Source organism: Marivita sp. S6314 (assembly GCF_023015985.1).
Taxonomy (GTDB): Bacteria; Pseudomonadota; Alphaproteobacteria; order Rhodobacterales; family Rhodobacteraceae; genus Marivita.
In genome coordinates this window covers 671,934-697,413 of sequence record NZ_JALKAO010000001.1, presented here as the reverse complement: position 1 = coordinate 697,413, position 25,480 = coordinate 671,934, and the positions used below count along the sequence as shown (strand labels likewise).

The 25,480-nt window shown below is 62.4% G+C and carries 32 protein-coding genes and 2 tRNA genes; 30 read left to right on the top strand and 4 right to left on the bottom strand.

All coding sequences use genetic code 11. From position 1 onward, the window contains the following. The first annotated feature begins 2 nt into the window (after positions 1 to 2). The 19 genes from rsmH to MWU54_RS03390 all read left to right on the top strand — a co-directional run bounded on the left by rsmH (position 3) and on the right by MWU54_RS03390 (position 16,119). A complete protein-coding gene (rsmH, locus tag MWU54_RS03480) occupies positions 3 to 995 on the top strand; it encodes a 16S rRNA (cytosine(1402)-N(4))-methyltransferase RsmH (RefSeq protein ID WP_247080797.1) in 993 nt (330 codons plus the stop codon). Next, positions 995 to 1,339: a cell division protein FtsL gene (locus MWU54_RS03475; RefSeq protein ID WP_247080796.1), complete on the top strand. Its 345-nt coding sequence runs from the start codon at positions 995 to 997 to the stop codon at positions 1,337 to 1,339. Before rsmH ends, MWU54_RS03475 begins: the two co-directional genes overlap by 1 nt. Beyond that, positions 1,336 to 3,123 carry a penicillin-binding protein 2 gene (locus MWU54_RS03470; RefSeq protein WP_247080795.1) on the top strand — a complete coding sequence of 596 codons (1,788 nt, stop codon included), beginning with the start codon at positions 1,336 to 1,338 and terminating at the stop codon, positions 3,121 to 3,123. Before MWU54_RS03475 ends, MWU54_RS03470 begins: the two co-directional genes overlap by 4 nt. A gap of 43 nt (positions 3,124 to 3,166) precedes the next feature. Beyond that, complete coding sequence (locus tag MWU54_RS03465) at positions 3,167 to 4,651, top strand: UDP-N-acetylmuramoyl-L-alanyl-D-glutamate--2,6-diaminopimelate ligase (RefSeq protein ID WP_247080794.1); 1,485 nt, start codon at positions 3,167 to 3,169, stop codon at positions 4,649 to 4,651. Beyond that, positions 4,648 to 6,093 carry a UDP-N-acetylmuramoyl-tripeptide--D-alanyl-D-alanine ligase gene (murF, locus tag MWU54_RS03460; RefSeq protein ID WP_247080793.1) on the top strand — a complete coding sequence of 482 codons (1,446 nt, stop codon included), beginning with the start codon at positions 4,648 to 4,650 and terminating at the stop codon, positions 6,091 to 6,093. Before MWU54_RS03465 ends, murF begins: the two co-directional genes overlap by 4 nt. Before the next feature lie 4 nt (positions 6,094 to 6,097). After that, a complete protein-coding gene (mraY, locus tag MWU54_RS03455; RefSeq protein WP_247080792.1) occupies positions 6,098 to 7,180 on the top strand; it encodes a phospho-N-acetylmuramoyl-pentapeptide-transferase in 1,083 nt (360 codons plus the stop codon). A 165-nt stretch (positions 7,181 to 7,345) separates the two neighbouring features. After that, positions 7,346 to 8,572, top strand: coding sequence for a Coenzyme F420 hydrogenase/dehydrogenase, beta subunit C-terminal domain (locus MWU54_RS03450; RefSeq protein ID WP_247080791.1), 1,227 nt, complete (start codon positions 7,346 to 7,348; stop codon positions 8,570 to 8,572). 62 nt (positions 8,573 to 8,634) lie between these two features. Beyond that, positions 8,635 to 9,114 carry a UPF0262 family protein gene (locus MWU54_RS03445; RefSeq protein WP_247080790.1) on the top strand — a complete coding sequence of 160 codons (480 nt, stop codon included), beginning with the start codon at positions 8,635 to 8,637 and terminating at the stop codon, positions 9,112 to 9,114. A gap of 2 nt (positions 9,115 to 9,116) precedes the next feature. After that, complete coding sequence (locus MWU54_RS03440) at positions 9,117 to 9,566, top strand: low molecular weight phosphatase family protein (RefSeq protein WP_247080788.1); 450 nt, start codon at positions 9,117 to 9,119, stop codon at positions 9,564 to 9,566. After that, a complete protein-coding gene (locus MWU54_RS03435) occupies positions 9,563 to 9,958 on the top strand; it encodes a ketosteroid isomerase-related protein (RefSeq protein ID WP_247080786.1) in 396 nt (131 codons plus the stop codon). The genes MWU54_RS03440 and MWU54_RS03435 overlap by 4 nt, the downstream gene beginning before the upstream one ends. Then, a complete protein-coding gene (locus tag MWU54_RS03430; RefSeq protein ID WP_247080784.1) occupies positions 9,958 to 10,554 on the top strand; it encodes a GNAT family N-acetyltransferase in 597 nt (198 codons plus the stop codon). Before MWU54_RS03435 ends, MWU54_RS03430 begins: the two co-directional genes overlap by 1 nt. Next, complete coding sequence (locus MWU54_RS03425; protein WP_247080782.1) at positions 10,551 to 11,435, top strand: carbon-nitrogen hydrolase family protein; 885 nt, start codon at positions 10,551 to 10,553, stop codon at positions 11,433 to 11,435. The genes MWU54_RS03430 and MWU54_RS03425 overlap by 4 nt, the downstream gene beginning before the upstream one ends. An 82-nt stretch (positions 11,436 to 11,517) precedes the next feature. Continuing rightward, positions 11,518 to 11,736: a translation initiation factor IF-1 gene (infA, locus tag MWU54_RS03420; protein ID WP_005978431.1), complete on the top strand. Its 219-nt coding sequence runs from the start codon at positions 11,518 to 11,520 to the stop codon at positions 11,734 to 11,736. A 7-nt stretch (positions 11,737 to 11,743) separates the two neighbouring features. Beyond that, on the top strand, positions 11,744 to 12,322 hold the full coding sequence (locus tag MWU54_RS03415; protein WP_247080780.1) for a Maf family protein: 579 nt from the start codon (positions 11,744 to 11,746) through the stop codon (positions 12,320 to 12,322). Further along, positions 12,319 to 13,341: a ribonuclease E/G gene (locus tag MWU54_RS03410; protein ID WP_247080778.1), complete on the top strand. Its 1,023-nt coding sequence runs from the start codon at positions 12,319 to 12,321 to the stop codon at positions 13,339 to 13,341. Before MWU54_RS03415 ends, MWU54_RS03410 begins: the two co-directional genes overlap by 4 nt. After that, positions 13,338 to 13,529: a DNA gyrase inhibitor YacG gene (yacG, locus tag MWU54_RS03405; protein ID WP_247080777.1), complete on the top strand. Its 192-nt coding sequence runs from the start codon at positions 13,338 to 13,340 to the stop codon at positions 13,527 to 13,529. Before MWU54_RS03410 ends, yacG begins: the two co-directional genes overlap by 4 nt. A 39-nt stretch (positions 13,530 to 13,568) precedes the next feature. Beyond that, a complete protein-coding gene (locus MWU54_RS03400; RefSeq protein ID WP_247080776.1) occupies positions 13,569 to 14,315 on the top strand; it encodes an allophanate hydrolase subunit 1 in 747 nt (248 codons plus the stop codon). Then, entirely contained in the window at positions 14,312 to 15,334 is a 1,023-nt protein-coding gene (locus tag MWU54_RS03395) for an urea amidolyase (protein ID WP_247080775.1), read from the top strand. The genes MWU54_RS03400 and MWU54_RS03395 overlap by 4 nt, the downstream gene beginning before the upstream one ends. A gap of 2 nt (positions 15,335 to 15,336) precedes the next feature. Further along, positions 15,337 to 16,119, top strand: a complete 783-nt coding sequence (locus tag MWU54_RS03390) for a 5-oxoprolinase subunit PxpA (protein WP_247080774.1) — start codon at positions 15,337 to 15,339, stop codon at positions 16,117 to 16,119. Here the strand turns inward: MWU54_RS03390 and MWU54_RS03385 are convergent. Both MWU54_RS03385 and MWU54_RS03380 read right to left on the bottom strand, forming a co-directional pair. After that, positions 16,095 to 17,360 carry a DUF4147 domain-containing protein gene (locus MWU54_RS03385; RefSeq protein ID WP_247080773.1) on the bottom strand — a complete coding sequence of 422 codons (1,266 nt, stop codon included), beginning with the start codon at positions 17,358 to 17,360 and terminating at the stop codon, positions 16,095 to 16,097. The two genes, MWU54_RS03390 and MWU54_RS03385, sit on opposite strands and share 25 nt — an antisense overlap. A 62-nt stretch (positions 17,361 to 17,422) precedes the next feature. After that, positions 17,423 to 17,506, bottom strand: a tRNA-Tyr gene (locus tag MWU54_RS03380). Between the two features lie 121 nt (positions 17,507 to 17,627). On the opposite strand from MWU54_RS03380, the gene rlmB reads away from it, so the two are divergent. The 7 genes from rlmB (at position 17,628) to MWU54_RS03345 (ending at position 22,174) form a co-directional block, all read left to right on the top strand. Continuing rightward, positions 17,628 to 18,407: a 23S rRNA (guanosine(2251)-2'-O)-methyltransferase RlmB gene (gene rlmB, locus MWU54_RS03375; protein WP_247080772.1), complete on the top strand. Its 780-nt coding sequence runs from the start codon at positions 17,628 to 17,630 to the stop codon at positions 18,405 to 18,407. A 49-nt stretch (positions 18,408 to 18,456) separates the two neighbouring features. Then, entirely contained in the window at positions 18,457 to 18,789 is a 333-nt protein-coding gene (locus MWU54_RS03370; RefSeq protein WP_247080770.1) for a hypothetical protein, read from the top strand. 102 nt (positions 18,790 to 18,891) lie between these two features. After that, positions 18,892 to 20,019: a 3,4-dihydroxy-2-butanone-4-phosphate synthase gene (gene ribB / locus MWU54_RS03365; RefSeq protein WP_247080769.1), complete on the top strand. Its 1,128-nt coding sequence runs from the start codon at positions 18,892 to 18,894 to the stop codon at positions 20,017 to 20,019. Next, a complete protein-coding gene (locus MWU54_RS03360) occupies positions 20,019 to 20,570 on the top strand; it encodes a 6,7-dimethyl-8-ribityllumazine synthase (RefSeq protein WP_247080768.1) in 552 nt (183 codons plus the stop codon). The genes ribB and MWU54_RS03360 overlap by 1 nt, the downstream gene beginning before the upstream one ends. Further along, positions 20,567 to 21,052 (top strand): transcription antitermination factor NusB, encoded by a 486-nt coding sequence (nusB, locus tag MWU54_RS03355; protein WP_247080767.1) that lies wholly within the window; start codon positions 20,567 to 20,569, stop codon positions 21,050 to 21,052. Before MWU54_RS03360 ends, nusB begins: the two co-directional genes overlap by 4 nt. 76 nt (positions 21,053 to 21,128) lie before the next feature. After that, positions 21,129 to 21,461, top strand: coding sequence for a hypothetical protein (locus MWU54_RS03350; RefSeq protein WP_247080766.1), 333 nt, complete (start codon positions 21,129 to 21,131; stop codon positions 21,459 to 21,461). Positions 21,462 to 21,724: 263 nt separating this feature from the next. Further along, a complete protein-coding gene (locus tag MWU54_RS03345) occupies positions 21,725 to 22,174 on the top strand; it encodes an MmcB family DNA repair protein (RefSeq protein ID WP_247080765.1) in 450 nt (149 codons plus the stop codon). Here the strand turns inward: MWU54_RS03345 and MWU54_RS03340 are convergent. Further along, positions 22,158 to 22,352: a DUF6324 family protein gene (locus MWU54_RS03340; RefSeq protein WP_247080764.1), complete on the bottom strand. Its 195-nt coding sequence runs from the start codon at positions 22,350 to 22,352 to the stop codon at positions 22,158 to 22,160. The genes MWU54_RS03345 and MWU54_RS03340 overlap by 17 nt on opposite strands. Positions 22,353 to 22,439: 87 nt before the next feature. Between MWU54_RS03340 and MWU54_RS03335 the strand changes: the two genes are divergently transcribed. Beyond that, complete coding sequence (locus MWU54_RS03335; protein ID WP_247080763.1) at positions 22,440 to 22,925, top strand: GNAT family N-acetyltransferase; 486 nt, start codon at positions 22,440 to 22,442, stop codon at positions 22,923 to 22,925. 52 nt (positions 22,926 to 22,977) lie between these two features. Further along, a tRNA-His gene (locus MWU54_RS03330) sits at positions 22,978 to 23,054 on the top strand. Between the two features lie 3 nt (positions 23,055 to 23,057). Here MWU54_RS03330 and MWU54_RS03325 read toward each other — a convergent pair. After that, positions 23,058 to 23,363 (bottom strand): DUF6476 family protein, encoded by a 306-nt coding sequence (locus tag MWU54_RS03325; protein WP_247080762.1) that lies wholly within the window; start codon positions 23,361 to 23,363, stop codon positions 23,058 to 23,060. Between MWU54_RS03325 and MWU54_RS03320 the strand changes: the two genes are divergently transcribed. After that, positions 23,362 to 24,387 carry an RluA family pseudouridine synthase gene (locus MWU54_RS03320; protein ID WP_247080761.1) on the top strand — a complete coding sequence of 342 codons (1,026 nt, stop codon included), beginning with the start codon at positions 23,362 to 23,364 and terminating at the stop codon, positions 24,385 to 24,387. The genes MWU54_RS03325 and MWU54_RS03320 overlap by 2 nt on opposite strands. Positions 24,388 to 24,545: 158 nt before the next feature. After that, entirely contained in the window at positions 24,546 to 25,442 is an 897-nt protein-coding gene (gene rpoH / locus MWU54_RS03315; protein WP_247080760.1) for an RNA polymerase sigma factor RpoH, read from the top strand. The last annotated feature ends 38 nt before the right edge of the window (positions 25,443 to 25,480 follow it).

Here is a 25,480-nt window from a genome sequence, read left to right as displayed (position 1 = left end):
CGATGTCTGCTGCCGCTGCCTCGCCCTCACATGACCCGCACATTCCTGTCCTGCTCGCGCCCTTGCTCAGAGCCGTTGCGCCCGTATCGGGTGTCTGGATCGACGGCACGTTCGGCGCAGGGGGTTATGCGCGCGGGCTGATTGAGGCCGGCGCGGACAAAGTCATTGGCATTGACCGGGACCCGCTGGCGCATGAGATGGCGGCGAAATGGCTGCCCGATTATGACGGGCGCATCGAGCTGCATCAGGCCAATTTTGCCGAGATGGACGAGATCGCCTCGGGTGTTGACGGGGTGGTTCTGGATCTTGGCGTGTCGTCGATGCAGCTGGATCTGGCCGAACGGGGCTTTTCCTTTATGCGCGATGGTCCCCTGGACATGCGCATGGGGCAGGACGGGCCGTCGGCGGCGGATATCGTGAACGAGGCTGACGAGTTCGATATTGCCGATATTCTGTATACATACGGTGAAGAGCGCGCTTCGCGCCGCATCGCCAAGGCCATTGTCGCGGCGCGCAAGGTTAGCCCGATCACGCGGACGCTGGAGCTGGCGGGCATCATCGAAACCTGCCTGCCGCGCCCCAAGCCGAACCAGTCCCACCCCGCGACGCGCAGCTTTCAGGCGTTGCGGATTGCCGTGAACGACGAATACGGCGCGCTGATGCAAGGGCTGATGGCGGCGGAGCGGGCATTGAAACCCGGTGGTCTGCTGGCGGTGGTCAGCTTTCATTCGGTCGAGGACCGGATGGTCAAGCGTTTCATCCAGACGCGGGCGGGCCAAACCGGGCGTGCGAACCGCTATGCGCCTGAAATCGAAGCAGAAACACCTGCGTTTGACATTGTCAGCCGCAAAGCGATTGGCCCGGACCCCGATGAAGTCGCGGTCAATCCGCGGGCGCGGTCGGCCAAATTGCGCGTGGCGCGCCGCACCGATGCGCCTGCCGGTGAGATTGATGCGGGCCAGATCGCTTTGCCCCAACTGAAGGAGGATCGTTGATGCGTTCGCTGATGTATGTTGTGACCTTCCTGGCCGTGATCGCCGCGGCGTTTTGGGCCTATCACGAGAATTACAAGACACAGGCGGCGCTGGGTGAGGCACAGGCCATCCGGGCCGACATCCGCGATGCCCGCGCACGATTGGCGGTGCTCCGGGCCGAATGGGCCTATCTGAACCGTCCCGACCGGCTGCGCGATCTGGCCGAGATCAATTTCGAACGGTTGGGTCTGATGCCGCTGCAGCCCGATCAGTTTGGCCGGGTGGACCAGATCGCTTACCCGACACCTCCGGAATTGCCGATCACCGAGCCGGTTGAGATTTCCAGCGCAGGAGCGAACCCATGATCCGCACGCCGCTGCGCCCGCTTGCCCGGATTCTTGAGGCGCGTCAGAAGGGGGAAAACCCCGACGCGATTGAAAAGGAAAACCTGCGCATCCGGCATGAACAGATGCGCGACAAGGCGCGGTCGCGGGCCGAAGGGCGGCTGCTGGTCATGGCGGTCATGTTCTTTTGCGCCTTTGGCGTCGTCGGTGCGCGGATGGGCACGCTGGCCGCCTCTGAACCGGCAGAGCCACGCGCGCAATCCACAGGCGCGTCGATCATCGCCAGCCGCGCGGATATCGTGGATCGCCAAGGTCGCATCATGGCGACCAACATGGAGACGTTTTCGCTTTATGCGCATCCGCAGCAGATGATCGACCCCATTCGGGCGGCGGCGGAACTGGTCAAGATCTTCCCGGAACTGAACGAAGAGCGTTTGCGCAAAGATTTCACTGGCAAGCGTAAGTTCATGTGGGTGCGCAAGAAACTCAGTCCCGAGCAAAAGCAACAGGTGCACGATATCGGCGAACCCGGCCTGCTTTTCGGGCCGCGCGAGATGCGTCTTTATCCCAATGGTGCGCTTGCATCGCATATCCTGGGCGGGGCCAGCTTTGGCCGCGAGGGTGTGCATTCTGCCGAAGTGATCGGCACGGCGGGGATCGAAAAGTACTTTGACAAGGAACTGCGCGACCCGGCCCGTGAAGGCGCGCCGTTGGAGCTGTCCATTGACCTGACCATTCAGGCGGCGGCAGAGCGTGTGCTGCTGGGGGGGATGAAGCTGCTGAACGCCAAGGGCGCGGCAAGCGTGTTGATGGATGTGCACACCGGCGAGGTGATCTCGATTGCGTCGCTGCCGGATTTCGACCCCAACGACCGCCCGCGTCCGTTGACAGAAGGAGAACCATCAGACAGCCCGTTGTTCAACCGCGCGGTGCAGGGCGTGTATGAGCTGGGCTCGACCTTCAAGGTGTTTGCGTCTGCGCAGGCGCTTGAGCTTGGGTTGGTCAATCCGAACACGATCATCAACACAGCGCCGCCCATGCGCGTGAACGGTCATTCCATCGGCGAGTTTGGGAACAAGAATTACGGATCGCTGTCGGTGTCGGACATCATTGTCAAAAGTTCGAACCGGGGCACCGGCAAGCTGGCGTTGCAGATCGGCAAGACGCGGCAGCAGGAATTTCTCAAGAGCCTTGGCTTTTTTGAACCGGTCCCGCTTGAGATCGTCGAAGCGCCGGGCGGACAGCCGCTTTTGCCGCCGCGCTGGGCGGATATTTCCACCGTGACGATTTCCTACGGGCATGGGATCAGCACGAGCCCGCTGCATCTGGCCGCCGGGTATGCCGCGCTGGCCAATGGCGGGCATTACGTGCAGCCGACGCTGTTGAAACAGGACGGGCCCCGCCTTGGCCCGCGCGTCATGAGCGAACGCACCGCCGCGCAATCCGTTGAAATGCTGCGCAAAGTTGTGACCAAGGGCACCGCAAGTTTTGGCGAGGTGCCGGGTTACTATGTCGGCGGCAAGACCGGCACAGCCGACAAACCCAGGGCGCGCGGGGGCGGGTACTACAAAGACAAGGTCATCAACACCTTTGCGTCGGTCTTTCCCACCAACGACCCGAAATACGTGCTGATCGTGACGCTGGACGAACCGGTTGAAACCAGTGGCAAGAAACCGCGTCGGACGGCCGGGTGGACCGCTGTTCCAGTGGCGGCCGAAATGATCCGCCGCGTCGCGCCGCTTCTGGGCTTGCGTCCGGAGGTCGAAACAAGGCATCTGACAGGCATCGTCAACACCTCGAACTGACGGACCCGATCCGTCACAAGAGCCGCGAAACAAGGGGTGCGTCATGGGGGCAGACGCCAAAAGCCTGGCCGATCTGGGATTGACCGCACGGGGCGGTGCGGATGCGTTTGTGACCGGATTGGCGGTCGACAGCCGCGATGTCAAAGAGGGCTACCTGTTTGCGGCCCTGCCGGGCACCAACATGCACGGGGCCGAGTTCATTCAATACGCGCTGCGCATGGGGGCGGCAGCCGTTCTGACCGACACAGAGGGCGTGCAGATCGCGCAGGATGTGCTTGATGCGTCCACGGCGGCCGTGGTCATCGCGGCGGACCCGCGCCAGACGCTGGCCTTTACGGCGGCACTTTGGTTCGAACAGCAGCCTGACACGATGGTCGCGGTGACCGGCACCAATGGCAAAACCAGCGTCGCCAGCTTCGTGCGCCGCATCTGGCAGCTTTTGGGCGAACCTGCGGTCAATCTGGGCACAACCGGTGTCGAAGGCGATTGGGAAGCGCCTTTGGCGCATACCACGCCGGAACCGATCACCCTGCACCGGGCACTTGCGGGCGCGGCAGAGGCGGGTATCCAGCACGCGGCGATGGAGGCTTCGTCGCACGGGCTGGCGCAGCGGCGACTCGACGGCGTCAATCTGCGTGCCGCCGGGTTTACGAATTTCACGCAGGATCACCTGGATTACCACGACAGTTTTGAGGCCTATTTCGATGCCAAGGCGGGACTTTTCGCGCGGGTTCTGCCGGAAGACGGGATCGCTGTGATCAATATCGACGATGCGCGCGGCGTGGATATGCTGGCGATTGCCCGTGCGCGTGGGCAAGAGGTCATGACCGTGGGCCGCGACACAGGCGCCGATATGGTGCTGCTGGCCCAGCGCTTCGACGCCACCGGGCAGGACGTGCGTATCAAATGCGGCGGCGAGACTTTTCAGACGCGGCTCAATCTGGTGGGCGGGTTTCAGGCCGAAAACGTCATGGTGGCCGCCGGGCTTGTGATCGCCTGCGGCGCGACACCGGATCGGGTGTTCAGTGTTTTACCGGAACTGGAAACGGTGCGCGGGCGGATGCAGCTTGCCGCGACGCGCACCAATGGCGGCGCGGTTTACGTCGATTACGCCCATACCCCGGATGCGGTGGCGACCGCCTGTCAGGCGCTGCGCCCGCATGTCATGGGACGGCTTGTGGCGATTGTGGGTGCTGGCGGAGACCGGGATCCCGGCAAGCGCCCGTTGATGGGGGCGGCGGCTGCGGAACATGCGGATGTGGTGTTTGTCACCGATGACAATCCGCGCAGCGAGGACCCGGCCGCGATCCGTGCCGCCGTGCTGGAAGGCGCGCCCGAGGCCACCGAAGTGGAGGATCGGGCCGAGGCGATCCTGCGCGGCGTGGATGCGGTGGGACCGGGCGATGCGTTGCTGATCTGCGGCAAGGGCCACGAGACCGGACAGATTGTCGGCGACACGGTGTTTCCGTTTGATGATGCAGAGCAGGCCAGCGTTGCGGTCGCGGCCTTGGATGGGAAACTGGCATGACGCTTTGGACACATGCGGACGCGGTTGCGGCGACAGGTGGGACATCCACCACGGACTGGACTGCCGATGGCGTTTCGATTGACACCCGGACCTTGCAGCCGGGTGATTTGTTTGTGGCGTTGAAAGCCGCACGCGACGGGCATGATTTCGTGGCGCAGGCCTTGGCAAACGGGGCGGCGGCGGCCCTCGTCAGCCGCGTGCCGGAGGGGGTGCCGGACGACGCGCCCTTGCTGATTGTGGAGGATGTGCAAGCCGGGTTGGAAGCGCTGGGGCGCGCGGCGCGGGCTCGGACGGGGGCCAAGGTGGTCGGGATCACCGGGTCGGTGGGCAAGACCTCGACCAAGGAGATGATGCGCACCGTACTGGGCGCGCATGGGGCGGTGCATGCCGCCGAGGCCAGCTATAACAACCATTGGGGTGTGCCGCTGACCCTGGCGCGGATGCCTGCAGAGACGGATTTCGCGGTGATCGAGATCGGGATGAACCATCCCGGCGAGATTGCGCCGCTGAGCAAACTGGCGCGGCCTCATGTGGCGGTGGTGACAATCGTTGCGCCCGCGCATCTGGAAGCGTTCGAGAATATCGAGGGGATCGCGCATGAAAAAGCGTCGATCTTTGACGGGCTGGAACCGGGCGGCACCGCGATCTGGAACGGCGATCTGCCGACCAGCGCGATCCTTGGGGCCAAAGCCGCCGCGACGGCGCGGACCAGCATCTCCTTTGGCGAATCCGACGCGTGCGACATGCGCGTGACGTCGATTCGCGAAGGCGACGGGCATTGCGTGGCCGAAGCCGAGATGTCCTCGGCCAGCCTGCTTTACAAGATCGATGCGCCGGGACGGCACTTTGCCCTGAACGGCGCGGCGGTGCTCGCGGTGTGCGAGGTGCTGGATCTGGACCGCGCGCTGTCATTGGCCGCCATCGGGCGCTGGCATCCGGGGGCAGGGCGCGGGGCGCATGTCATCGTGACGCTGGACGGGTCGGACCCGAACGCGACGCTGGCCCTGTTTGACGATGCCTATAACGCCAACCCGGCATCCACCGCGGCATCGCTGGCAGTTCTGGCGGCAGCACCGGTGCAACACGACATCGGACGGGTCAGTCGCGGACGCCGCATCGCGGTGCTGGGTGATATGAAAGAGCTGGGTCCAACCGGACCCGATCTGCATGCCGGGTTGGCCGATCTGGACGCCACCAAGCAATTGGACCTTGTCCATTGTGTCGGCCCGCTGATGCGGCATTTGCATGATGCGCTGCCCGAAGCACAACGCGGTTTGTGGTGCGACACGGCGCAGGACATGGCGGCGCAATTGCCCCGTCTTCTGGATGCCGGGGATGTGGTGATGGTCAAGGGATCGCTGTCGATGGGGCTGGCGCGCGTGGTTGACGCCATTCGGAATATGGGCGAAGGCGGCCCGCGCGACGCGCTGGAAGGATCTTGAGTATATGTTGTATTGGTTAACCGCTCTGTCGGACGGGGGCGATTTTTTCAACCTCTTTCGCTATATCACCTTTCGGGCAGGGGGCGCGTTTCTGACAGCGCTGTTGTTCGGGTTCCTGTTCGGACGTCCGCTGATCAACGTGTTGCGCAAGCGACAGGGCAAGGGCCAGCCGATCCGCGAAGACGGACCTGAGGGCCATTTTTCCAAAGCCGGAACGCCCACGATGGGGGGATTGCTGATCGTCGGCGCGTTGCTGACCTCGACCCTGCTTTGGGCGCGATTGGACAATCCGTTTGTCTGGATGGTGCTTTTTGTCACCATGAGCTTTGCGCTGATCGGGTTTGCCGATGATTACGCCAAGGTGTCCAAGCAAAACACCGCAGGTGTGTCCGGTAAGGTCCGGCTTTTGCTGGGTTTTGTGATTGCAGCCCTCGCCGGGTACTGGGCCGCGCAGTATCATCCCGAAGGGCTGACCAACAAGCTGGCCTTCCCGGTGTTCAAGGACACGCTGTTGAACTTGGGCTATCTCTTTGTGCCTTTTGCGGTGATCGTCATCGTCGGTGCCGCCAATGCGGTGAACCTGACGGACGGTCTGGATGGGTTGGCCATCATGCCGGTGATGATCGCGGCGGGCACGCTGGGCGTCATTGCCTATGCCGTTGGTCGGGTCGATTTCACCGAATACCTGGATGTGCATTACGTGCCGGGAACCGGCGAGATCCTGATCTTTACCGCTGGGATCTTCGGCGGCGGGCTGGGGTTCCTGTGGTATAATGCGCCGCCCGCGGCGGTGTTCATGGGCGACACCGGGTCTCTGGCTTTGGGCGGCGCGTTGGGGGCGATTGCGGTGGCCACCAAACACGAGATCGTTCTGGCGATTGTCGGTGGGTTGTTTGTGGTCGAAGCGCTGTCGGTGATTATCCAGGTGCTGTATTTCAAGCGCACGGGCAAAAGGGTGTTCCTGATGGCCCCGATTCATCACCATTATGAAAAGAAGGGCTGGGCCGAGCCGCAGATCGTGATCCGGTTCTGGATCATCTCGCTCATCCTGGCGCTGATCGGGCTGGCCACGCTCAAGGTGCGCTGACGCGCGCTGGTTTCTGGCGCGGTTGGGGTCGCAACGCGGACCATCAAGGGCGTGCTGTTGTGGCGTCCTTGCGTGTGCATATTTTTAAAAAGAAGAAGCGCAGGCTGTTCAATTGGCAATGTGTCAAGTAAAGTTGACACATTGGGTTGATTGGAGAGTCGGACAATGGATGGCGGACGCGTTGGGCTGAGAGCGCCCGAACTGGGAGGAGCGCCGCGGTCCGGCCTGTGTACCGATTGTGGCGTGTCGCGGATAGGCGATGGCCGGGCCTGCGGGCGGGCCTGCCAGTTTATTCAGCCGGATTACGAGACGTTGGAACAGCGGATCCACGGGCGGCTGGTGGGCGCGGCGGATGAGGCGTTTTTTGGTGTCACCCATGCCATGTACCGTGCGCGGCTTGAGCCAGCAGCAGAGGGGGCGCAATGGACCGGGTTGACCACGGCCCTTGCGGCAGAGCTGTTGCGGGCAGGGGCGGTGGACGGGGTGATTGCCACGGCGCCGGACCCTTCGGATCGTTGGAAACCGATGCCGGTGATCGTCACGGACGCGGCCGAGATGGCGCAGTGCCGGGGGATGCGCATGGGCTACGGGCCCTTGCTGGCGCTGCTGGAGCCTGCGCGCGAGATGGGATTGCGGCGTATCGCGGTGATCGGGGTGCCGTGTCAGATCTATGCCTTGCGGGTGCTTGAGGCCGAACTGGGGTTTGACGAGATCACGGTGATCGGCACGCCCTGTTCGGACAACACCACAACCGAGAATTTTCATACCTTTCTGGGGCTGCTGGAAGACCAGCCCGAAACGGTGTCCTACCTGGAGTTTCGCGCCGATTACCGGGTGGAGCTGCGCTTTAGTGACGGGCGCGCGCCGCGCTTTGTGCCGTTTCTGAAGCTGCCCCTGTCGGACCTGCCGCAGAATTTCTTTCCGATGACCTGCAAGACCTGCGTGGATTACACCAACCGGTTGGCGGATATCACCGTCGGCTACATGGGTGGTGATGGCGATCAATGGTTGATCGTGCGCAATGCGCGCGGGGCGGCGGTGTTGGACCGGTTGGGCGACCGGGTGGTGACCTCTGCCCTGACCGACAAAGGCAAGCGCGCGGCGGCGGTCACAGGGTTTCTGGCCAATACCGAACGCGCGGCAGGGGGATTGCCGTTGCGCCGGATGCCGGATTGGGTGCGGCCCATCGTGGCGTGGCTGCAGCCGCGCACCGGGCCGCGCGGGTTGGAATTTGCCCGCGCGCGGGTCGAGATGAAAGCGATCGAGACGATCCTGCATCTGCGTCGCGCCCATCCTGCCAAAATGAAGAACATGGTGCCGCGTCATGTCTGGGCACTTGCCGCGCGCTATGGTTTGGTGCCCAAAGACGACGAACAGCGCGATGAGAGCTAGGCTCTGATTGCGTGATCTGAAACCGCGCGTTAGGGAGGGGCGCAGAACGAGGACCACCGCCTATGACGCGTATTGCCCATATCGAACTGGATGACGGCAACCTGCCGCCGCCAACGCCCGAGATCGAACAGGAACGCCGCGTGGCGATGTTCGACCTGATGGAGCACAACACCTTTGAACTGCCTGACCGGGACGGACGGCCTGTGCCAAGGGGCCCCTATAATGTGGGCCTGTCGATCCGTGACAAACGGCTGGTGTTCGATGTGACAACCCAAAGCCACGATAAGGCGGCCGAATTTCATTTGTCGCTGACGCCGTTCAAGCAGGTGGTGAAGGACTATTTCCAGATCTGCAAATCCTATTTCGATGCGGTGAAGACCCTGCCGCCCAGCCAGATCGAAACCATCGACATGGCGCGGCGCGGCATTCACAACGAAGGCGCGCGCATTCTGCAAGAGCGGTTGGAGGGCAAGGTCGCGGTGGATGATGATACCGCGCGCCGCCTGTTCACGCTGATCTGCGTGCTGCACTTCGGGGGTTAAGCGTGGGGGCGTTGCCGCAATCGATCCTGTTTTGCTGCGACCATAACGCGGTGCGGTCTCCGATGGCCGAAGGCATCATGAAGAAGCTCTATGGCTTTGAAACCTATGTGCAATCGGTTGGGGTGGTAAACGACCTTGAGATTGACGGGTTTGCGATTGCGGTCTGCGACGAGATTGATGTGGCGCTCAGCCGTCACCGGTCGCGCAGCTTTGACGAGTTGGAAGAAAACGGCGAGGCGCTGTCGGGGTTTGACCTGATCGTCGCGCTGTCGCCCGCATCGCAACGCCGTGCGCTGGATCTGACGCGGTTCTATCATCTGTCGGTGGAATACTGGCCGATCATGGATCCGACGGGTCTGGGCGAGACGCGCGAACAGAAACTGAATTCCTATCGGCAGACACGGGACCAACTGATGGATCGCCTTCGGAACAAATGGGGAGCAGCCGCATGACACGTGCAACGATTGAACGATATTTTGATGCCTTTAATCGCAAGGATATCGCCGGGATGGTGGATTGCCTGTCCGACGATATTGCGCATCACGTAAACGAAGGCGACGTGCGCATCGGGCGCGAGGCTTTTGAGGCGTTTTGCCAGCATATGGCACGCTGCTATGACGAGACATTGACCGAATTGGTGATCTTTGACGCCGAGGACGGGACACGCGGCGCGGCGGAATTCATGGTCAACGGCACCTATCTGGAAAGTGACGCGGGCCTGCCGCCGGCGACGGGGCAGGGGTACCGGTTGCCCGCCGGGTCGTTCTTTTCGATGCGGGATGGCAAGATCACCCGCGTGGTGACCTATTACAACCTGAGTGACTGGATCAAACAGGTCTCGTGATGCGGGTCGAGGTGCTGACCGGGGCGGCGCTGGATGTCGCGCTTGAGGATGTCGCGGCCTTGCGCATCGCGGTGTTCCGGGACTGGCCGTATCTTTATGATGGCGATCTCGACTACGAGCGGGCCTATCTGGACACCTATCGCAAAAGCAAGGATGCGATCCTTGTCGGCGCCTTTGACGGTGCGCGTCTTGTCGGTGCGTCAACCGGGACGCCGATGGCTGATCACGCCGATGATTTTGGCGCTGCGTTTGCCAAGGCAGATATCCCGTTGAGCGACGTGTTTTACTGTGCCGAATCCGTGTTGCTGCCCCAGTATCGCGGGCACGGCATTGGGCATCGGTTCTTTGACACCCGCGAAGCGCATGCCCGGCATCTGGGTGCGCGCTATTCGGCGTTTTGCAGCGTGGTGCGGCCTGACGATCATCCGCTGAAGCCGGAGCAGTACCAATCGCTGCACGGGTTCTGGCGCAAACGCTGGTACACACCGTTGGACGGGGCGGTCGCGCAGTTCCGTTGGAAAGACGTGGACCAGACCGAGGAGACCGCCAAGCCGCTGCAGGTCTGGATGCGCCATTTGGAAAAGGATCCCGCATGAAGATCGCAACCGCCGCTTATCCGATGGCGTTTTTGCCGTCCTTTGACGCTTATGCCGACACGCTGGAACGCTGGGTTCGGGAGGCGGCCGGGACCGGCGCGCAATTGTTGGTGTTTCCGGAATACGGCGCGATGGAGCTGGCCACGCTTGCCGGGCGTGATGTCGCGTATGATCTGGAGCGGTCTTTGCACGCGGTGTCCGAACACGTGCCCGCAGCGGATGATGTGCATGCGCGGCTGGCGGCGCAGTATGGGGTCTACATTCTTGCGGCTTCAGCCCCGGTGTTTGATCCCGAATTCGGGGACCGACCGGTCAACCGCGCGCGGTTTTTTGCACCCAATGGTAGCCGGGGGCATCAGGACAAGCAGATCATGACCCGATTCGAGCGTGAAGAGTGGGGCGTGCGGGCGGGTGGGCCGCTCAAGATCTTCGACACGGCCCTGGGCAAGATCGCGATTCTGATCTGTTATGACAGCGAATTCCCGCTGTTGGCCCGCGCGGTGGCCGAGGCGGACCTGATTCTGGTGCCGTCCTGCACCGAAGCCCTGACCGGCTATTCGCGGGTGCGCATCGGAGCCATGGCGCGGGCGTTGGAAAACCAGTGTGTGACGGTCATGTCGTCAACGGTTGGGGCTTGTGATTGGTCGCAGGCGGTGGATGAAAACACCGGAATGGGCGGGGTTTTTGGCCCGCCCGACACCGGATTCCCGGCCACGGGGGTTCTGGCCGAAGGCACGCTCAACGCACCCGGATGGACCTATGCCGAGGTTGATCTGGCCAGCATTGCCCATGTGCGCGCCGACGGTGTCGTGCTGAACCGGCGCCATTGGAGCGACCAAGAGGGACGTGACGGTATTGTCGCAACGCAGCATCTGGGCTGAATTGCCCTTGATAATTGGCACGATTGCCCCCATTTAGTGGCGCGTCCCGAAGTTTGACGGGACGATGAACAAAGGAGAAACCATGGCCAAGGAAGATACGCTCGAATTTCCCGGTGTCGTTAAGGAACTCCTGCCTAACGCGACGTTTCGGGTCGAGCTGGAAAACGGCCATGAGATCATCGCGCACACGGCAGGCAAAATGCGCAAGAACCGCATCCGGGTTCTGGCAGGCGACAAGGTTCAGGTTGAAATGACGCCGTATGATCTGACCAAGGGTCGGATCAACTATCGCTTCAAGTAAGCGTTCCATGAAGCTCGTGCTTGGGTCCGGCAGCCCCCGGCGGCGCGAGCTGTTGGCGCAGATCGGGGTCGAGGCGGACGATATTCGCCCGCCCGACATCAACGAAGACCCGCGGCCGCGTGAATTGCCGCGCCCCTATTGCGTGCGGCTGGCGCGTGAAAAGGCCATGGCCATCCCGGCTGGGCCGGATGAAATTGTCCTGTCTGCCGACACGACAGTTGCGCTGGGGCGCAGGATTCTGGGCAAACCCGAAGATGCGGCACAAGCGGCGCAGTTTCTGTATGCCCTGTCGGGGCGGCGACACCGCGTGGTGACGGCGATTGCTGTCCGGCGCGGCGACCGCCTGTGGGAACGCGACGTGGTCACACAGGTAAAGATGAAATCCCTGAGCGACGCCGAAGTGAACGCCTATCTGGCCAGCAACGACTGGCAGGGCAAAGCAGGCGGGTATGCCATCCAGGGACCGGCAGGCGCGTTTGTGCCATGGATCAGCGGCAGTTTCAGCGCGGTTGTCGGCCTGCCACTGGCCGAGACCGCGCAGCTTTTGGTGGCGGCGGGATACCCGCTCTATGAGGGTCGAACATGAAGGGCACGACGATTGCACTCGACCATATCGGCAACCGCGAAGCCGCGGCGCTGATGGTGGACGGGCTGCTGCAGGATTTCTTTGTGGCGACCGACCTGCCGGCACCGGGCACAATCTATCGCGCGATTGTCGAACGCCCGATGAAAGGGCAGGGCGGCATGTTCCTGCGCACGCCTGATGGCACCGCGTTTGTCCGGCAGGTCAAGGGCCTGTCCCCGGGGCAGCCGCTGTTGGTGCAGGTCACCGGATATGCGGAACCGGGCAAGGCCATTCCGGTCACGGCGAAAGTGCTGTTCAAAAGCCGCTACGCCATCGTGACGCCCGATGCGCCGGGCATCAACGTGTCCCGCCGGATCAAGGATGACGACGCGCGCGAAGCGCTTTTGGCCGTTGCACACGAGATCATGGATGCAGGCCAGTTTGGCCTGATCCTGCGGTCGTCCTGCGAAGGGTCGGACGCGGACGAAATCGCCGATGACATTGCCGCGATGGCCGATCTTGCGACGCAGGTGATGGCCGACAAAGACGGCGATGCAGAGCTGTTGATCGAAGGTGATGGGCCGCACCTGCTGGCGTGGCGCGAATGGACGGACAAAGCCGAGATCGACAACATCGATGGCAGTTTCGAGCGCCATGGCGTTCTGGACGCGGTGGACCAGCTGACATCGCGCGATGTGCCTCTTGGCGGGCCTGCGTCGATGGCGATTGAACCGACCCGCGCCTTGGTGGCGGTGGACGTGAACACCGGTGGGGACACCAGCCCGGCGGCTGGGTTGAAGGCGAATCTGGCCTCGGTCAAAGACCTGCCGCGCCAGCTTCGGTTGCGCGGGTTGGGCGGCCAGATCGTGATTGATCCGGCCCCGTCGGCCAAGAAAGACCGGCGTCAGATCGAAAGCGCGCTGCGGGCGGCGTTGAAGCGCGACAGCGTCGAAACGGTGTTTGTTGGATGGACCCCGCTGGGGCATATTGAACTGCAACGCAAACGTGACAGGTTGCCTATGAGCATGGTGCTGACATGAGCTGCCCGATTTGTGGAAAAGACACGCGCCCCGAGGTGCGGCCGTTTTGTTCCAAACGCTGCGCCGATGTGGATCTGGGCCGCTGGCTGACCGGCCACTACGCGGTGCCGTCCGAAGATCCGGACGACATCGAAGCGGCATTGGAGGCCGCAGAGGCCGCGCAACCCCCCGAAGACAAGCTGCACTAGCATCTTGCCTCGGGCGATACGCGTGGTAGGCCTTGGGGCATGGATGACGCCCTTTCCAAACCGTTTGATCCCCTGATCCGACCCGCCGGGCTGGGCGGGGTTCTGGTGACGTTTGGTGATGGCCTGAGCGAACCCGCCAATCGCGCGGCGCTGGCCTTTTCCGCAGCGGTGGACCGCGCAGGCATCGCCGGGATCGAGGAATGCGCGCCGTCGCTTGTGTCGGTCTTTGTGCGCTTTGATCCGCTGGGCGTGTCGCTGGATGCGGTCACGCGCGCGCTCACCGATCTTTTGCAAGAGCAGGACTGGCACGCCGCGCCGCTGCCCCAGGGGCGCCGATTCATTCGCGTGCCGACGGTCTATGGCGGCGATCTGGCCCCGCAATTTGACGAGTCCGCTGCTGCGGCGGGGCGCAGCCGGGACGACGCGCTTAAGGACCTGTCCGAGGCGCGGGTGCGGGTGCAGACCATCGGCTTTGCACCGGGCCAGCCCTATCTGGGCCTGCTGCCCGAGGCGTGGAACATTCCGCGCCAGACGAACCTGACCCAAGCGGTGCCCGAAGGCGCGTTGGTGCTGGCGATCCGGCAATTGGTGCTGTTTTCGGTCACCAATCCCACGGGGTGGCGGCATGTCGGGCAAACCGCGTTAAAGCTGTTTCGGCCTGACAGCGATGATCCGTTTTTCCTGCGCCCTGGCGACGAGGTGCAGTTTGTGCCGGTGGACCGTGACGTGCTGGAAAACGCGCGCTCTGACCCCGATGGCGGGGCCGAGATACAGGTGATCCGATGACGCGCGCGCTGATTGTGCATCGCATCGTGCCGGGGGCCACGGTTCAGGATATGGGCCGCACCGGGTTTCTGGCCTTTGGCCTGTCACGCGGCGGCGCGGCGGACCGGTTGGCGCTGGCCGAAGGGGCGGCGCTGCTGGGCCAGTTACCGTCCTCTGCGGCATTGGAATTGCCCGGATCAGGCGGCGTGTTCGAGGCCACAGCGCCGCTGCGTATTGCCCTGACGGGGGCACCGATGCGCGTGACGCTGGACGGCGAAACCCTTGCCTGGAACGCGTCTCATATGCTCCCGCAGGGAGCAATGCTTGAGATCGGCGCGGTCACCTCTGGCAGTTACGGATACCTGCATGTGGGTGGGGGATTTGCCACGCAAACCCGCCTTGGCGCGCAGTCGGCGCATCTGGCGGCCGGGGTTGGACAGCCGGTTGTCGCAGGCGATCATGTGCCCGTGGGTCCGGATGCCAAGACAGAGGTGGGCCTGACCCTGCCTGTTGATCCGCGCTTCAGCGGCGGGGTGCTGCGGGTTATGGAAAGCTTCCAGTCCGACGTGTTTGACGCCGACACGCGGCTGCGGTTCGGCCAGACCGCGTTTCACCGCGATGCGCGGGCCAACCGGATGGGGATCCGGTTAAATTCGGACGGCGATGGGTTTTTTGCCAAAGGTGGCTTGAATATCCTGTCCGAAACCATCGTGCCGGGCGATATTCAGGTCACCGGCGATGGCGCGCCGTACCTGCTGCTGAGCGAAAGCCAGACCACCGGGGGATATCCCCGCATCGGCACGGTGATTCCCGCCGATCTGTCCCGCGCGGTGCAAACCCCGCCGGGGGGCAGCATCACCTTTGACTGGGTGTCGCGCGCCGATGCGCTGATCGCGCAAGAGCGCATGCAGGCCTATCTGGCGCAGTTGCCCAAGGCGGTGACGCCGCTGATCCGCGACCCGGCGCAGATTCGCGATTTGCTCAGCTACCAATTGATCAGCGGGGCCACCGCAGGTCACATCGAAGAACAGGAGCCTTAACCATGCATGTCGATCTGAACGCCGATATGGGCGAAAGTTTTGGGCCGTGGCCGATGGGGTCCGATGCCGATTTGCTGCAGGTCATCACCTCGGCCAATGTGGCCTGTGGTTTTCATGCCGGGGATTGGGACGTGATGGCCCAGACGATGGCGCTTGCGGTCAAGAATGACGTCGGGATCGGCGCGCATCCCGGATTTCCCGATCTGCAGGGTTTTGGCCGGCGACGCATGCAGCTGGGCCATGACAGTCTGCGCAATCTGGTGCGCTACCAACTGGGCGCGGCACAGGCGATGGCCGCGTCGGTGGGGGGCACCGTGCGGCATCTCAAACTGCACGGCGCGTTGGCGAATATGGCGTCTGAAGATCAGGCGATGGCGACGGCCTGTTACGAAGGCGCGTTGTCGGTGGACCCCGACATCATCATCATGGTGCTGGCCGCCACCGCGCAGCAATCGGCGGTCGAGGCGCTGGGCTGCACCTGGGCGGGCGAAATCTTTGCGGATCGTGCCTATAACGACGATGCCACGCTGGTGGACCGAAGCCTGCCGGGTGCGGTGATTCATGATGCGGATGTGGCGGGGCGTCGAATGGTCGGCATGGTCAAAGCCGGGGCGATCATCACCGAAAGCGGCAAACATATCCCGGCGGCGGTGGACACGATCTGTCTGCATGGTGACGGGGCCACAGCCGTACAGATCGCCCGTACGGTCCGGACAAGTCTGGCCGATGCGGGTGTGTCTTTGAAACAGTTCAAAGGCCGTCAGGGCGCGATCAGCAGCGCCTGAACATCCGCCACATTGGTACCCGTGGCTTCGGTGATCAACAGATCGCCCGCCGCCGCAAGCGCTGCGTAGCTGTCATTGTTGGCGAGCAACGCCTCAAGATCGACACCGCTGGCCTTGGCGCGGTGTATGGTTCCCGCGTCCACCAGCCCCCCGGCGGCATCTGTCGGGCCATCGCGCCCGTCGGTGCCACCTGACAGGAACACCCAGGATTGCGGCTGATCCGTTGCCGCGCGGGCCACCCGCAGGGCCAGTTCTTGATTGCGCCCGCCGCGTCCGGTACCGGTGAGTTTCACCGTGGTCTCGCCGCCAAACAAAAGGGCCGTCGGTGCGGTCACGGATGTGAACGCCCGCAGCACCTGTTGCGCGGCATCGCCAACATCTCCGACCAGCGCGTCACTGACGATTTCTGCTTCAAGACCAAGCGCTTGTGCCTTGTCTGTCATTGCCTCAAGCGACAGGCGGTTCGATCCAACCAGCGTATTTGTCGCGTCAGGGAGCGGAGCAGCAGGGTGCTTTGCCGCCTGCTCAAGATGGGTTTGAATCGAGGCGGGGCACATGGACCAAAGCCCCGATGTGGTCAGCAGGTCAATCGCCTCGGTGGCTGTGCCAATCGGGCTGACGGTGGGGCCAGAGGCAATGGCGCGCAGGTCGTCACCGATCACGTCGGACAACAGATAGGCGTGAACGCGGGCCGGTGCGGCAAAGCGCAGGAAGCCGCCGCCTTTGAGAAGGCTGACTTGCTGGCGAATCAGGTTCATCTGCACGATGTCCAGCCCGGCAGACAGCAGCAGGTCATTCAGCCGCGCCTTGTCCGACAGGCTGACCCCGCCTGGCGGGGCGGGCAACAGCGCGGACCCTCCGCCCGAGATCAGCGCAATCACCCGGTCGCCCTCTTTTGCGTCCGACAGCAGCGCCATGACCCGTTTCGCCGCCCGTGCGCCTGCGTCATCGGGCACCGGGTGGCCTGCACGCAGGACATCGACACCGGGAAGGGATTCGGCGTTTTCGTGATGTGTGACCGCCAGTGACGCGCCAACATCGTGAAGCGCATTTAGCGCCGCGCGCAGCATGGCAGGCGCGGCCTTGCCGATGGCGATCACGATGGTCCGCCCGTCGGGGGCCGCAGGTGGCGGTGGGGCAATCTGAAACCCACGGTTTACGGCAACAGCCGGGTCGGCCGCTGTGACGGCGGCGTCAAAAAGCTGCCGGGCGTGGGTTCGAAGCGAAGCAACATCAGTCATGCCGACATAAAGAGGCAAGCAGGGTGACGAAGTCAAACAGGTGTCCGGTGATTTTGTGAAAGTGGTGGGCGACCTAGGAATCGAACCTAGCGTGCGTCTCCGCGAGGGAGTTACAGTCCCCTGCCACACCTTGCGGCCTGTCGCCCACTGACGTCAAAGGCCCGGCCCTTGGCGTGAGCGGGTGATTACAATTGCCCCCTTGCGGCGTCAACAGGAAAATCCCATCAAGCGCAGAGCGATTTTCGCAGCGGAATTAAGGGGGCTGATATGGCCAAAAAACCGAAATGGGTGGTGGCCAAGGAGCAGTCCAGAAAAGCGGCTGCGGCGGAAACCGTGTGGCTGTTTGGCCTGCACGCGGTTCGCGATGCCCTGATGAACCCGAAACGCGAACGGTTGCGTCTGGTGGTCACACGCAACGCGATGGACAAGCTGGCCGATGCGATTGCCGAAGCGGGGATCGAACCCGAAATGAGCGATCCGCGCAAATTCGCCGCCCCGATTGATCCGCAATCGGTCCACCAGGGGGCCGCGCTTGAGGTCAAGCCGCTGAACTGGGGGCGGCTGGAAGACATCGCCGTCAGCGAAGGCGAGGGGGTTCCACGGATTCTTCTGCTGGACCGGGTGACCGATCCGCACAATGTCGGCGCGATCCTGCGCTCGGCCGAGGTGTTCGGCGCGTCGGCGGTGGTGGGCACGTTGCACCATTCCGCGCCCGAGACCGGGGCCTTGGCCAAGACAGCATCGGGCGCACTCGAACGCCAGCCTTACCTGCGCGAACGCAACCTGGCGGACGCGATGGAGCGTCTGCGGGCGCTGGGCTATCTGATCTACGGCCTGGATGGAGAGGCCGAGCAGACGTTGGAAGACGCGATTGCCGATGTCCGGGACCGGCCCATCGCGCTCGTGCTGGGGGCAGAGGGGCCGGGGCTGCGGCCCAAGACCAAGGATACCTGCGATGCCTTGGTGAAGATCCCGTATGAACGGGCCTTCGGGTCGCTGAACGTGTCCAATGCCGCAGCGGTGGCGCTTTACGCCACACGCCAGTGAACTTGCGATCCGGGCAGTGCGTGCCAATATCCTGAGCAAAGGAGACGCTATGCCCCAAGGCACGAAAATCGCGACATGCTGTTATTGCGGAACGCGCGCGGCGCTGGTTCTGCGCGGGAAAGAGCGGCACGAACTGTCCTGTGCGGCCTGTGGTGCGCCGTTGCACGACATGAAGATGCTGCGGTCCGACGCGGTGGAGACGCCGGTGTCCAGCCGCGATTACGCCCCGAACCGGCCCAAGCCGAAAAAGCGCAAGGCGGGCGTGACGCCTTTGCCGGCATGGGAACGCAAACCCGGCGCTGGGAAAAAGAAGAAACGTAAAACCCTGGCCAAACGGTTCTTCGAGGAAGCGTTTGACGTGATTGAAGACATCTTTGACTGACGGGGACGTGTCCCCCCGATTGACGTGCATCCGCGCGACGTTGCGCTGGTCAAGCTGCGTTGGGTGATTTAAGTGCGACCCTGAAAAGACGGAGGTCCCCGCGTGACGACATTTGAAAACCCCGGTCCGGTCGAGGAAAACTGGCGCGATGCGATTTCTTCGGTGGAAGAAATCATCGAAAACGCGCGCAACGGCAAGATGTTCATCCTTGTGGACCACGAAGATCGTGAAAACGAAGGCGATCTGGTGATCCCGGCGCAATGGGCGACACCCGATGCGATCAACTTCATGGCCAAGCACGGGCGCGGGTTGATCTGCCTTGCGATGACGTCGTCGCGGATCGAGGAGCTGGGGCTGGAGCTGATGTCGACGAACAATTCGTCCCGGCATGAAACCGCGTTCACCATTTCGATCGAAGCACGCGAAGGGGTGACCACGGGGATTTCTGCGGCAGATCGCGCGCGGACCGTTGCCGTGGCGATTGACGGCACCAAGGGCGCGCAGGACATTGCGACGCCGGGCCACGTCTTTCCGCTGCGCGCCAAGAATGGCGGTGTTCTCGTGCGGGCCGGTCACACCGAAGCCGCTGTGGATGTGAGCCGCTTGGCGGGTCTGAACCCGGCGGGTGTGATTTGCGAGATCATGAACGAAGACGGCTCTATGTCGCGGCTGCCCGAGCTTGTGGCTTTTGCGCAATTGCACGGTCTGAAGATCGGCACGATCAGCGATCTGATCGCCTATCGCCGTCGCAACGACAACCTTGTGCGGGTGCGCCAGCAGGAAACCATCCGGTCGGAGTTCGGCGGCGAATGGGACATGCGCATCTACACCGACGAAACCCACGGCGATGAGCATATCGTTCTGACCAAGGGCGATTTGTCCGGCGACGACCCTGTGCTGGTGCGGATGCACGCGCTGGATCCGATGCTGGACGTAGTGGGCACCGGCCCGAACGGGCGAGCACATGAGTTTCAGCATGCGATGCAGGTGGTGGGTGAGGCCGGGCGCGGCGTGGTTGTGCTTTTGCGGGACACCTCGATGAAGCTGGACACCGGCGATGACGTGTCCCCCAAGACGCTGCGGCAATACGGGCTTGGGGCGCAGATCCTGTCGTCGCTTGGGTTGTCGAAGCTGACATTGCTGACAAACTCACCGACGCCCAAGGTTGTTGGGTTGGATGCCTACGGGTTGGAAATCGTCGGCACGCAGAAAATTTCGGAGCTGGGCTGATGGCGGCAGCGATTGAACATTACACACTTGACCGGCCCAGCTTTGACAAGCCGGTCAAAATCCTGATCGTGGTGGCGCCCTATTACAAGGATATCGCGGACCAGATGATCGCCGGGGCGCGGGCCGAAATCGAAGCCTGTGGTGGCACCCATGACCTGATCGAAGTGCCCGGTGCGTTGGAAGTGCCCACCGCCATCGGCATCGCGGAACGTCTGTCGAGTTTCGATGGCTATGTCGCGCTGGGCTGTGTGATCCGGGGCGAGACGACGCATTACGAAACCGTCTGCAACGACAGCTCGCGCGGGATCACGCTGCTGGGCTTGCAGGGGCTGTGCATCGGCAACGGTATCCTGACGGTCGAGAACATGGCGCAGGCGCAGGCGCGGGCCGAGGTTGCGGGGCAAAACAAAGGCGGTGGGGCGGCCGCTGCTGCCTTGCACCTGATTGCGCTCAGCCGTAAGTGGGGCGCGCAACGCAAAGGTGTTGGGTTCGTGCCGCATGGCGACGAATACCAGATCGCCAGCGCCTCGAAGGATCCGGACATCGCATGACCTCTTCTGCGAAGAAAAGCAAAATCGACAAGAAACGCCAGATGCGGTCCGCGTCGCGGCTTTACGCCGTGCAGGCGCTGTTCCAGATGGAACAGTCGGGCCAATCTGTTGACAAGGTCGCCGTAGAGTTTCTGGACCACCGTTTCGGGCTGGCGCAGGGCGACAGTGAAGAACTGGTTGAAGGCGATGTGGATCTGTTTCGCCGGATCACCAACGAAGCGGTGAACTATCAGGCGAAGATCGACCAGATGACAGACCGCGGATTGGTGGCGAAATGGCCCATCGCGCGGATCGACCCAACCCTGCGCGCGCTGTTCCGGGCGGCGGGATCGGAACTGGTGGCGTCTGAAACACCACCCAAGGTGATTATTTCGGAATATGTTGACGTGGCACGCGCGTTCTTTCCCGAGGGAAAAGAACCCAGCTTTGTGAATGCGGTGCTGGATCACATGGCGCGCGAGGCACGGCCAGAGGCGTTTTGACGCTCAGAGCGGGTGCGCCGCTTTGAATTTGCCTGCGGGTGTCCTATCTTCAGATCAGGAAGCGAGGGACATCATCATGCCCGATCTGGTCAAAATGTACATTCGACACAGCGTTATTGGTTTTATCCTGTCCGCAGTCTTCGTCACGATGCTGTTGTATTTCAACGTCGTGAACCTTTGGCACCTGGTCACACATTCGGATGTCGGATTTCTGGCTGTTTTCCTGCTTTGGCTGTTTAACGGTATCGTTTTTGCGGGGGTTCAGTTCGGCATCGCGGTCACGTTGATGCGGTCGGATGACGACGATGATGATGACGACGATCACCGGGGCCATCCCGTTGGCCTGACCCCGATCCCGGTCGAGGCAACAGCGCCGCGCCGGACCTTTACCGGGGTACGCCAGGGATAACGCGGCGGGACCACACCAACCGTGCGGTTCTCTCATTCCCGAGGACCTGTATATACAGGTGGGCGTCGGGTAACCGGACCAGGATCCGGACAGAGCCAACTCCCTCGGAATTGCTTAAGGCCACCGGAATGCAACCTGTCACGAGAAGGGCAGAACCCGCCTGACGCACACCTAAGCCGCGAGGTAGCCCACGACAAGGGGTGTGACACGAAACATGTGTGATCTTTCTTGATTTTTGTTCACACTTTGTTCATGCTTTTGCCATGCGAGACGATCTTCTTCCCGGACAGTTTTTAGCGCGCGGTGTGTGCCGCCACCTGGCCAGTCACGGCTTTTCGGTGATCGAGGAATTCGTGCCAGACCGGGGCTTGCGCGTGGATGTGATGGCGCTGGGTCCGAAAGGCGAGGTGTGGGTGGTCGAGTGCAAATCCTCCCGCGCCGATTTTCAGGCGGATCAGAAATGGGAAGGCTACCTGGATTGGTGTGACCGCTACTTCTGGGCGGTGGATCTGGAGTTTCCGACGGAATTGTTGCCACTGGAGTCCGGATTGATCATTGCAGATGGCTATGACGCCGAAATCGTGCGGATGGCCCCGGAAGACAAACTGGCAGCGGCGCGGCGCAACAAGCTGATTCGCAAATTTGCCACCCATGCCGCGCGCCGCCTGCATGCGCTGCGCGATCCGGATGCGCAGCTTAGCGCTTGGGCTTGACCTTCTGCGCGGCCTGCGCGGCAAGCTTGATCTCTTCGGCGATTTCCTCGGCCTCCTCGGGAGAGAAGTCCATCGGGATCTCGATCCCGTCCGCCAGCACGAACAGGCGCACCATCCCCAGATCGGTTGGACCAATCTGAAGATTGGCTTCGATGTCGCGTTCAGTGTTGATGCCCATGACCGGTCTCCGACGGATTGACGTTCAGCGTCGAGGGCATAGACCCGGCCCGCTTGTTTTGCAAGTTGCGCCAGCTATGCTGGACACATGACGCAAAAAACCATGCTGCGCCTTTATACACCCGCGGATCACGATTGGCTCGTGACGCTACACCGGTCGCATTACGCCGCGGCCGAAGGGTTTGATGACAGTTTCGGTGATTTGGTCGATGACATCCTGAGCCAATTCGAACGCCAGCATAATCCCGATTGTGAACGGGGTTGGGTAGCCGAACGCGATGGCGTGCCGCTGGGCAGCGTGTTTTGCGTGCGGCTGGACAACCGGACGGCCAAGCTGCGGCTGTTTCTTCTTGCACCCGAGGCGCGCGGGTTGGGTCTGGGCAAGCGATTGCTGGAGACTTGCATGAATTTTGCGCGGCAGAGCGGGTTCAAGCAGATGCGGCTGTGGACCCATGAAAGCCACGAAGCAGCCTGCGCGCTGTATCAGAAATACGGATGGACCTGCACGTCTTCCGAGCCGGTGCACAGCTTCGGTGTTGATCTGGTCGAACAGGCGTGGGAAGTCACGTTATAGACGCAGATGGGTCTTGCAATGGCGGAACCGTCCCGTTATTTCGCCCCTCAGTGCCGACATAGCTCAGTAGGTTAGAGCGCTTGATTGTGGATCAAGAGGTCCCCCGTTCGAGCCGGGGTGTCGGTACCATCTTCACTCTGTTTCGATCTGGATGGTTTGCATCAGCCGCCCGCTGTCACGTGCAAAGATCAGGATCTCGTCCGTTTCGGTAACCACCGCGTACCAGTTGCGCGCCTGGGTGAACGCCGTGGCGGTTGTGCCGTCGGGCAGGGTGATCATATCGGGCAGGGGGGTCGCGGATTGATTGTAACGGATGACAATCAGCGCGGTGATGAGTATGACCCCCGCGATCATAGTCACAGTCAGGGCCGTCACCAGCCGTCGCAGAAAGCGCAGGTTGGCCGGTTCTTCGGTCTGTTCTTCGGGGGCGTTGTCCATGTCTGATCCCATTCTGAGCGTCACCATTGGCGCATCACCGCCTGCGCGTCTTGATAAGGCGTTGGCGCGGGACGTGCCAGAGGCGGCGGCGCTGTCGCGGACGCGGCTGGCGCGGTTGATTGCAGAGGGTGCCGTGTCGTGCCGTGGCGTGGTTCTGGATGATCCCAAGGCCAAGGTGGCGGAAGGCGACGTGATTGACGTGGCCGTGCCGGTGGTCGCAGAGAGCCACATTGCCGCCGAAGAGATCGCGCTGGACATCCGCTACGAGGATGACGACCTGATCGTTGTCATGAAACCTGCCGGCATGGTGGTGCATCCGGCACCGGGCACGCCGTCCGGGACCTTGGTGAATGCGCTGCTGCATCATTTTGATGGGCGGTTGTCTGGTGTGGGCGGTGTCGGCCGTCCGGGGATCGTGCACCGGATCGACAAGGACACCAGCGGGTTGCTGGTGATCGCCAAATCGGATCGTGCGCATCACGGGCTGGCGGACCAATTTGCGGCGCATACGGTGGAACGTGTGTATTCTGCCTTGGTCTACGGGTACCCGGATGTGGGCGATCCGCGACTGCGCGGGGTGCGCGGCGTGTCGATGGAGCCGGGCGCGGTGATCCGCATCACCAGCGATCTGGCCCGGCACAAGACGGACCGGCAAAGGCAGGCGGTGTTCTTTGGTCACGGCAAACATGCGATCACGCGGGCCAAGGTGGTGGAGGCTTTTGGCACACCGCCCACCGTGTCGCTGGTTGAATGCCGTCTGGAAACCGGGCGGACACATCAGATCCGGGTGCATATGGCGCATGCCGGGCATGGGTTGATTGGCGATCCGGTCTATGGCGGGCGGCGCAAAGTGGCCAAACAGGTGTTGAGTGCCGAGGCGATCGCGGCTGTGGCCGCGTTTGACCGGCAAGCCTTGCACGCGGCCATCTTGGGGTTCGTACATCCGGTGACCGGCGAAACGCTGCGCTTCGAAGCAGAGTTGCCTGCGGACATGGTGGAACTGATCACGCTTTTGCGCGTTTGAAACAAACGTCCCATGTGCGTGAAAGCACTGACATCTGCCTGACATAAAGGTCTGTGCGCGTTACATAAGTGTTAACGCAATCATGCGACACACTTGAAACTGACCCTGCGCGACACCATCTTGAATGTTAAGCGCATAAACATTGGAGGGACATGGGTATGGCGAACTATGCAAATCTCCCGGCCCCGTCGCCGGAAGCTGGCCTGAGCCGCTATCTGCAGGAAATTCGGAAATTCCCGCTCTTGGAGCCGGAAGAAGAATACATGCTGGCCAAACGCTGGGTTGAACAGGAAGACACGGAAGCGGCGCACAAGATGGTGACATCGCACCTGCGATTGGCCGCCAAGATTGCCATGGGCTATCGCGGCTATGGCTTGCCGCAGGCCGAGGTGATCTCGGAAGCGAATGTGGGCCTGATGCAGGCGGTCAAGCGGTTCGACCCGGAAAAGGGCTTCCGTCTGGCGACCTACGCCATGTGGTGGATCCGGGCGTCGATCCAGGAATACATCCTGCGGTCGTGGTCCTTGGTGAAGCTGGGCACGACGTCTGCGCAGAAGAAGCTGTTCTTCAACCTGCGCAAAGCGAAGTCCAAGATCGGCGCGCTGGAAGACGGGGATCTGCGGCCCGAACACGTGGCCAAGATCGCAACAGACCTTGGCGTGACGGAAACCGAAGTGATTTCGATGAACCGCCGGTTGTCGGGCGGGGACGCGTCCCTGAACGCGCAGGTGGGGTCGGACGGCGAAGGGTCCATGCAGTGGCAGGACTGGCTTGAAGACGAAAGCGCGGATCAGGCGGGCGATTACGAAAAACGCGACGAGCTTGAGGCGCGGCGCGAATTGCTGGCGCAGGCGATGGACGTGTTGAACGACCGCGAGAAAGACATCCTCACGCAGCGTCGATTGGCCGAAAAGGCCGTGACGCTGGAAGAACTGTCCGGTCAGTACGATGTGAGTCGCGAACGCATTCGCCAGATTGAAGTGCGGGCGTTCGAGAAACTGCAAAAGCGGATGCGCGATCTTGCGAAAGAGCAGGGCCTGCTGACCGCAACCTAAAACAAAGCTGCGTTTCTTCAGCGACGCGTCGGGCCTGT